Raw genomic sequence first — 6,806 nt, 5'->3', positions numbered from 1 at the left:
GTGCTGAACCTTGAATTACTGGTAGGTCGTCGCCTGGGAAATCGTACTCAGAAAGAAGTTCACGAACTTCCATCTCTACAAGCTCTAGCAACTCTTCATCGTCTACCATGTCACATTTGTTCATGAATACAACGATGTAAGGAATACCAACCTGACGGCCTAGTAGGATGTGCTCACGAGTTTGTGGCATTGGGCCATCTGTCGCAGCTACAACTAGGATACCACCGTCCATTTGCGCAGCACCAGTGATCATGTTTTTAACATAGTCAGCGTGTCCTGGGCAGTCTACGTGTGCGTAGTGACGTGATGGAGTTTGGTATTCTACGTGTGAAGTAGAAATAGTAATACCGCGCTCACGCTCTTCTGGAGCGTTATCGATTGACGCGAAGTCTTTCGCTTCACCGCCGTATACTTTTGCAAGTACAGTACAGATAGCTGCTGTTAGAGTGGTTTTACCGTGGTCAACGTGGCCGATAGTACCAACGTTTACGTGCGGTTTCGTACGTTCAAATTTTGCTTTAGACATGAGTTGTCCCTCTAGGTACGGATGTATGTGGCTTTGTTTATGACCACGCAACCAAAAAAAGTTCGGTAATAATTATATAGTAAAAGGAAATCTTTGCTTAGAGCTGGTGCTGATAGGCAGACTCGAACTGCCGACCTCATCCTTACCAAGGATGCGCTCTACCACCTGAGCTATATCAGCACTCTAAAATGAGTGGAGCGGGCAGCGGGAATCGAACCCGCATCATCAGCTTGGAAGGCTGAGGTAATAGCCATTATACGATGCCCGCAACACGTAACTCTGTGAGCTATTTCCTTTACAATATGGTGGAGGGGGACGGATTCGAACCATCGAAGGCGGAGCCGGCAGATTTACAGTCTGCTCCCTTTGGCCACTCGGGAACCCCTCCAAATTTTTATCTTCCGATTAAAGAAGATGGTGCCGACTACCGGAATCGAACTGGTGACCTACTGATTACAAGTCAGTTGCTCTACCTACTGAGCTAAGTCGGCATAAGTGGGGCGCATTCTATTGAATGATCTCAGCGCTTGCAAGTCTAATCGGCAAAAAAAAGCATTTTTTATTCGGCCCGAGCTGATTCGCTGTTTTTTTATTCATTTTTTTGCTTAATCGCCAATTCTCGTGCGTTTCTGATTTGCAATCTCAGTAGCATATTGTATGTTGCCTGCTTCTTCTAATACTACGACTGAACCTTTTATGAGCCCATATTTGTCTTTTGCTCGTCACCAATGGGCTGAGTTACGTAACTCAGTCACCATGACTCTGTCAGAACATGATCTGCAAGAATTACAAGGTATTAATGAAAGCCTTACGATGAAAGAAGCGGTAGAAATTTATCTCCCTTTGGCAAGATTATTAAATTTGTATGTTGCGGCCAGACAAAGTCGTAATACTGTTCTCAACCAGTTTTTAGGTCATGCGGAGAAAGCACCGCCATTTATAATCGGTATTGCAGGTAGTGTAGCGGTAGGTAAAAGTACGACAGCACGCTTATTGAGAGCATTGCTCTCTCGTTGGGATAATCATCCTAAAGTTGAGTTAATCACGACTGATGGTTTTCTGTATCCTAATAGAATCTTGCATGAACGGAATATCATGCATAAAAAAGGCTTTCCAGAATCATACGATATTCGACGCTTGGTGCAGTTTGTCTCTGATGTAAAAGCGGGACAACCTCATGTTACTGCGCCCATTTACTCGCATTTAACTTACGATATCACTTCTCAACAGAAAATTGTCGATCGGCCAGATGTCTTAATTATTGAAGGATTAAATGTATTACAAAGTGGCATGGATTACCCTCATGATCCACATCGGGTCTTTATCTCTGATTTTTTAGATTTTTCTATCTATGTTGATGCCGATGCTGAATTAATTGAAAAATGGTATATCGATCGCTTTATGAAGTTTCGTCATGGGGCCTTTAAAAAGCCAGAATCATATTTCAATCACTATACACAGTTGACTGAGCAAGAAGCGAAAGCCAAAGCGCAACATATATGGAACTCAATCAATGGTAAAAATCTTCAAGAAAACATTTTACCCACCAAAGAGCGAGCTCAATTAATTTTAAGGAAAGGGCTTTGCCATAGTGTTGAAGAAGTACTATTACGCAAATAGATCAGACAATGCGATACTCTGGTTGACTTGAAAATGACTTGATCTAGTGAAGCTCAAACAGCACAACTTTAAAAAGTCATTTTCTACTCTAATATCAAGTTATTGTGATAGAAGCTTTTCATCATTAATCGGTCGTTCAAAGGCAAGAACTTATTCGTCATCACCTTTGCGTAAAGAAATCTCACCACCAAGATAACTTTTTATTCCTTCAGGCGTTTCAAGTAAAACACCACCACTCTGATCAATACCTCGCTCAATTCCAGTAATTTTATTCGGTCCAATGATGAGATGAACTCGACGACCTAAAAAGTTATCCAACCGATTCCAACGCTCAACAAACTCTTGCATGCCTTGCTGTTCATAGTTCTCCAATGATCGATTTAGAGCTTGTATAAGTTTAATCACCAATTGGTTGCGATCGATATCCTCTTGACCAAGCACTTGTGACAAACTGGTCCAAGGCTGATCAATAGCTATATTTTCATCTTGCATAATCAGGTTCATACCGATACCGATCACTAAGTGAGCCGCTCCGCCCGCTTGCCCCGACATTTCAACCAGAATTCCTGCTAATTTACGGTCTTGATAATAAAGATCATTGGGCCATTTCAATTTAATCCCATTAAGGCCCATTTCCTCAAGTGCTTCTACTATCGCAACTCCAATGACGAGGCTTAAGCCCATCGCGGCAGCCATACCCGCGTCTAAACGCCAGTACATGGAGAAATAAAGGTTAGAGCCAAAAGGCGATACCCAATGCCGCCCCCTGCGACCACGACCCTTATTTTGATATTCAGCGATACAAACCGTTCCAGAGGAAATCATGTGCGAATTATCTAATAAATATTGATTGGTTGAATCAATAATAGGATGCAATTCAACGGGGTTAGTTACTTGAGAACGAATACGATGCTCATCCAACATCATCAGAGGTCGAGCAAGCTGATAACCTTTGCCTTGCACCCGATGAATATCCATTCCCCATTGTTGAATCCCTTGAATATGTTTACTGATGGCTGCTCGCGACATGCCAAGCCATTCCCCCAGAGACTCACCAGAGTGAAAATGCCCATCAGAGAGCATCTTTAATAAACGTAACTTAACACTGTGATCTTTCATTATTTCGTCTCTATTAACGCTTGTAAGTGGGTTTCTGCGACTGAACCAATAAAGCGCACTTCATGCTCAAGAGGGACTTTAAACTTATCGTATACCGTCTTACAAATTTGCTGTGCTAAACCAATAATATCTCGTGCCGTTGCATTGTTCTTATTGATGATAACTAAAGCTTGCTTAGGATGAACTTGTGCTCCACCGAACGTATATCCCTTTAATCCCGCTTGTTCAATCAGCCAACCTGCGGCTAATTTAACACCTTGCTCTGTAGGATAAGCGACTAAATTTGGACACTGCTTTTTTAAAGTCTCAAACACGGCTTGATCAACCACTGGATTTTTAAAAAAACTGCCTGCATTACCCAATACGGCTGGATCTGGCAGTTTATCTTTTCTCACCTGACAAACGGTATGATAAATATCTTCCGCCGAACAAGTCGCAGGCAACGATTGGAGAGGGCCATAAGACAAAAGAGGTTGCCAATCTTTAGCTAAACGTAATCCCACGGCAACCACAAGCGCTTTACCGTATAAACCTTGTTTAAAGATAGAGTCGCGATAACCAAACTGACACTCAGAAACACTTAATCTTTTAATGGTAAGACTCGCTAAACATAAGTAGTCAACATAGTGACAAACCGCTTTGAACTCTACGCCATAAGCACCAATATTTTGAATGGGCGCAGAACCAGCACAGCCTGGGATCAACGCTAAGTTTTCTAATCCTGGTAAACCTTGCTGAATAGACCACTCAACTAACCTCGGCCAATCTTCTCCGCCGGCAACATGTAAGTAGTGAAAGTCAGCATCCTGTCTATGCTCAATACCTAACAGGCGATTGACCATCACCAAGCCTTGATAAGGCTCGGTAAATAATACATTGCTTCCCTTGCCTAACATCAATTTCGGCCGCTTAGCCCACTCATCAGATTGATGCAGTACAATCAGATCATCGACAGATTCAATTACCGCTAAATATTGGCAAGTCTGATCAAGACCGAAAGTATGATAAGACTTAAGATTTGCATTATGGTGTAGTTGCATGAGACTCTTTGCCTAAATAAAACTCATGCTATTCTACAACAGATACTTTGATAAGACAGATGCAAATACCAATTCTTCACTTTGAGCACGTAGAGACGCTAAAACTACCACTGATTAAACGTTTTTATAAACAGCACTATCCATCAGCTAAACCGAAAAGTGATGAGCTGATCATCGCGGCTTATGAAAACCACCATATCAAAGCCGTTGTTCGTTTTCGCTCAATTGCTGATTATCGATTATTGACCGGAATGGCCGTGGTGAGTGAGGAGCGTTCAAAAGGGATTGGCCAAGCATTATTGATCTACTGCAAAAAAAACATACTGAAACACAATGACTATTGTTTTGCTTATCCGCATCTGACATCCTTTTATACACTTGGTAATTTTTATACTCAGCGTCCAGACCAGCTTCCTGCAGAATTGCGAACCCTGCTTACGCGCTACCAAGCAAGTGGTAAATCTCTTATTCCGATGATGTATAAAGATGACTTATGTTAAGAATAGAGCTCTTTTATAGCTATCATTCACGTTATTTTGGTAATATACCCTGCTCGCAATTTTGCACATACGTAAGGTAAAGCATCACTATGATTGCTCGTAGAAATACAGTCGAACAACTGCCCACTATTGCGCAAGATCCTAATAAGTTTGATGTATTGCTGTCAGCTCAAGAGTTTCGTACTCATCTTATTGAGTCTATTCGTCTAGCCAGTAAACGCATCTATATCGTGGCCTTATACCTAGAAAACGACGATGCCGGACGGGAAGTACTCACAGAACTTTATAACGCTAAACAGCGTAATCCAGGATTAGACATTCACATTTGTGTCGATTGGCATCGAGCTCAGCGCGGATTAATCGGTGCTGAGGCCTCTGCAGGGAATGCAACGCTGTATTGTGACTTTAAACAGCGTTACCCCCATGCTATACCTGTACATGGCATTCCGGTTCGCGGAAGAGAAGTGTTTGGCGTGTTACACCTCAAAGGCTTTATCATTGATGATCAAGTAATCTATAGCGGTGCTAGTATTAATAACGTTTATCTTCACTATCAAGAACGTTACCGATTCGATCGCTATCATACCTTAGATAACCCATCTCTCGCTGATACGATGGTTAACTTCATTCAAGACACATTATTGGCTCATCCAGCCGTTAATGAGCTGTCTTGTGCTGATAGACCAAAAACAAAAGAGATCAAAACCGATATTCGTCAGTTCCGCGCTACGCTTACGGAAGCGAGCTACGACTTTTCGGCACAAGCGATTAATGCCGATCAAGTCGGTGTGACTCCACTTGTTGGTATTGGTAAACGTCGAAATCATCTAAACCAGACTGTAATTGACCTACTTGCTCAGGCTGAACAAGAAATCTATATCTGTACACCCTATTTTAATTTTCCGCCTTCTGTGGCAAAAGAAGTAAAAAAAGCGATTAAACGAGGAGTCACCGTTCATATTATTGTCGGAGACAAAACTGCGAATGATTTTTATATAGCGCCTTCACAAGATTTCAAAACCATTGGCGGTTTACCTTATCTCTATGAACTCAATCTACGTCGCTTTGCAAAGATTAATGAAGCCAATATCGCTAGTCGAAAACTGTCGATTCATTTATGGAAAGATGGTGACAACAGTTTCCACCTCAAAGGTATCTGGATAGATAAACGTTATATGCTGATCACTGGCAATAATCTTAACCCAAGAGCATGGAAACTCGATTTAGAGAACGCGTTACTTATCCACGATAAACACGGACATCTCGTTGATAAATTTAGTAAAGAGATGGATAACATTTTACAGCATACGCAATTAGTCTGTACCTACAAACAAATTGAGAAGCTCGATAGTTATCCTGACGTCGTACAACGACTAATGAAAAGAATTACGCGTGTTAAAGCTGACCGAGTATTAAAGCAAATTCTTTAAAGAAAATAGCAGAAAGAAGCCGATAGTGATTCACTATCGGTTTTTTATTACTGATGAATCATTTTAATACAATCCTCATACCGCAATCTCTGTATTCTGTACTCCAACAGATAGCCAAAGAAAAGATCCAATGGATCCATTCTACTCTCTTCACACAGACCAAAACTTTTTATAAATTTACCCGATACAAAAAATCCCCAGCATTGCTGCTAGGGACTCTTATCAGTGGCGGAGCGGACGGGACTCGAACCCGCGACCCCCGGCGTGACAGGCCGGTATTCTAACCAACTGAACTACCGCTCCACATTGTCTTGTTACTCGATAAAGTCTGATTGGCTGCTTTATTGAGTTTCTGTCTTCAGACGCTAAGTCTAAACACAAGTATTAAAGCCTGGCGATGTTCTACTCTCACATGGGGAGACCCCACACTACCATCGACGCTGTTTCGTTTCACTTCTGAGTTCGGCATGGAGTCAGGTGGGTCCAAAACGCTATGGTCGCCAAGCAAATTTGGTTAATTCGGAAAGCTGTTTTTCATTCTCTACACATTCAATGCACTTCTTTGAGTCCA

At 41.9% G+C, this 6,806-nt stretch carries 6 protein-coding genes, 5 tRNA genes and 1 rRNA gene; 3 read left to right on the top strand and 9 right to left on the bottom strand.

Annotated elements, in window-relative coordinates:
• From CAG58_RS09820 to CAG58_RS09800, 5 genes are all read right to left on the bottom strand, one after another.
• A partial coding sequence (locus tag CAG58_RS09820; protein WP_161439729.1) for a GTP-binding protein occupies window positions 1-526 on the bottom strand: 526 nt, incomplete at its 3' end.
• 104 nt (window positions 527-630) lie between these two features.
• Window positions 631-706, bottom strand: a tRNA-Thr gene (locus CAG58_RS09815).
• 13 nt (window positions 707-719) lie between these two features.
• A tRNA-Gly gene (locus CAG58_RS09810) sits at window positions 720-794 on the bottom strand.
• Between the two features lie 35 nt (window positions 795-829).
• A tRNA-Tyr gene (locus tag CAG58_RS09805) sits at window positions 830-914 on the bottom strand.
• A 27-nt stretch (window positions 915-941) separates the two neighbouring features.
• Window positions 942-1,017: transfer RNA gene (locus CAG58_RS09800), tRNA-Thr, on the bottom strand.
• Window positions 1,018-1,222: 205 nt separating this feature from the next.
• Between CAG58_RS09800 and coaA the strand changes: the two genes are divergently transcribed.
• Window positions 1,223-2,146 (top strand): type I pantothenate kinase, encoded by a 924-nt coding sequence (coaA, locus tag CAG58_RS09795; protein ID WP_040905856.1) that lies wholly within the window; start codon window positions 1,223-1,225, stop codon window positions 2,144-2,146.
• Between the two features lie 150 nt (window positions 2,147-2,296).
• Here coaA and birA read toward each other — a convergent pair whose 3' ends face one another.
• Both birA and murB read right to left on the bottom strand, forming a co-directional pair.
• Window positions 2,297-3,265 (bottom strand): bifunctional biotin--[acetyl-CoA-carboxylase] ligase/biotin operon repressor BirA, encoded by a 969-nt coding sequence (birA, locus tag CAG58_RS09790; protein WP_161425966.1) that lies wholly within the window; start codon window positions 3,263-3,265, stop codon window positions 2,297-2,299.
• Window positions 3,265-4,305, bottom strand: coding sequence for a UDP-N-acetylmuramate dehydrogenase (murB, locus tag CAG58_RS09785; protein WP_161425967.1), 1,041 nt, complete (start codon window positions 4,303-4,305; stop codon window positions 3,265-3,267). Before murB ends, birA begins: the two co-directional genes overlap by 1 nt.
• Before the next feature lie 71 nt (window positions 4,306-4,376).
• Here murB and CAG58_RS09780 point away from each other — a divergent pair, with 71 nt between their 5' ends.
• The gene (locus CAG58_RS09780) at window positions 4,377-4,805 is read left to right on the top strand and encodes a GNAT family N-acetyltransferase (RefSeq protein WP_372447042.1); all 429 of its coding nucleotides are present in this window, start codon (window positions 4,377-4,379) and stop codon (window positions 4,803-4,805) included.
• A gap of 89 nt (window positions 4,806-4,894) precedes the next feature.
• On the top strand, window positions 4,895-6,235 hold the full coding sequence (pssA, locus tag CAG58_RS09775; RefSeq protein ID WP_161425968.1) for a CDP-diacylglycerol--serine O-phosphatidyltransferase: 1,341 nt from the start codon (window positions 4,895-4,897) through the stop codon (window positions 6,233-6,235).
• Window positions 6,236-6,461: 226 nt separating this feature from the next.
• Here the strand turns inward: pssA and CAG58_RS09770 are convergent.
• Window positions 6,462-6,538, bottom strand: a tRNA-Asp gene (locus tag CAG58_RS09770).
• 86 nt (window positions 6,539-6,624) lie between these two features.
• A 5S ribosomal RNA gene (gene rrf / locus CAG58_RS09765) occupies window positions 6,625-6,740 on the bottom strand.
• Window positions 6,741-6,806 lie beyond the last annotated feature (66 nt).

Source organism: Vibrio sp. V31_P5A7T61, from assembly GCF_009904895.1.
GTDB lineage: Bacteria > Pseudomonadota > Gammaproteobacteria > Enterobacterales > Vibrionaceae > Vibrio > Vibrio metschnikovii.
This window is presented reverse-complemented; position numbering and strand designations above follow the sequence as displayed.